Raw genomic sequence first — 908 nt, forward strand, 5'->3', positions numbered from 1 at the left:
TCATCGTAATGATCATCGCGATGATGTACCTATTTAAGAAAATAAAATCGCTTACCGGCTTAGAGCTGGAAGATATCGTCCACAATTGAGAGACTCTATGTACTACGCAATCATATCTACGGATGTCGAAAACAGTTTGGAAAAGCGCAAATCGGCACGGCCCGATCACTTGGCTCGCCTTGAAGTGCTTAAATCAGAAGGGCGTTTACTGATTGCTGGCCCCCATCCAGCTCTAGATAATGAAGATCCGGGCGAGGCAGGCTTTACAGGCAGCTTAGTTGTTGCTGAATTTGACTCTCTTGAAGAGGCGAGCGCATGGGCAGATCAAGATCCTTACATCGCTGCAGGCGTTTACGCTAACGTGATCGTTAAGCCATTTAAAAAAGTACTCCCTTAAAAGCTCACGCTACAGAATTCATACAGGACTTACGCGTCATGAAAAAAATCGCTTTATCATTCATTACCACGATGTTGCTAGCTAGCAGCGTGCTTGCTGAAACAATGTACGTTGACGACACGTTATTGGTACCGCTTCGCAGTGGTGAAGGTACCGGCTTTCGCATCGTGCACAAGGGGCTACCAAGCGGCACAGCACTAGAGATTATCGAAAAGAATACCGAGTCCGGCTACTCATTTGTAAAAACAGCTTCCGGTATTGAGGGGTACTTACCAACGCGCTACCTGTCGCAAGAACCCATCGCTCGCGACAAGCTTGCACGTGCTGAAAAAACACTCGCGACGTTGCGGGCTCAAAACAAAGAACTGTCAGACAAGCTAAGTACGCTGCAAAGCAATTATGAAGAGCTTGAGGGACAGCATTCCAAGGCAAGCAAGTCTCTAAGCGCGAATACCGATGAACTGGCAAGAGTCAAAGCCGTCTCCGCCGATGCTCTTAATCTCGACAGAAG

The 908-nt window shown here is 47.6% G+C and carries 2 protein-coding genes; both read left to right on the forward strand.

Annotated elements, in window-relative coordinates; genetic code table 11:
- Window positions 1–97 precede the first annotated feature (97 nt).
- A complete protein-coding gene (locus A3750_RS23745; RefSeq protein ID WP_068454731.1) occupies window positions 98–397 on the forward strand; it encodes a YciI family protein in 300 nt (99 codons plus the stop codon).
- A 38-nt stretch (window positions 398–435) separates the two neighbouring features.
- Window positions 436–908 (forward strand): TIGR04211 family SH3 domain-containing protein (locus A3750_RS23750; RefSeq protein WP_068548999.1); only part of this gene is annotated, 473 nt, incomplete at its 3' end.

It is taken from the genome of Oleiphilus sp. HI0079, assembly GCF_001635105.1.

Coding starts and splice junctions, on each gene's coding strand:
- A3750_RS23745 (WP_068454731.1), top strand. CDS start 98: ATGTACTACGCAATCATATCTACGGATGTCGAAAACAGTTTGGAAAAG.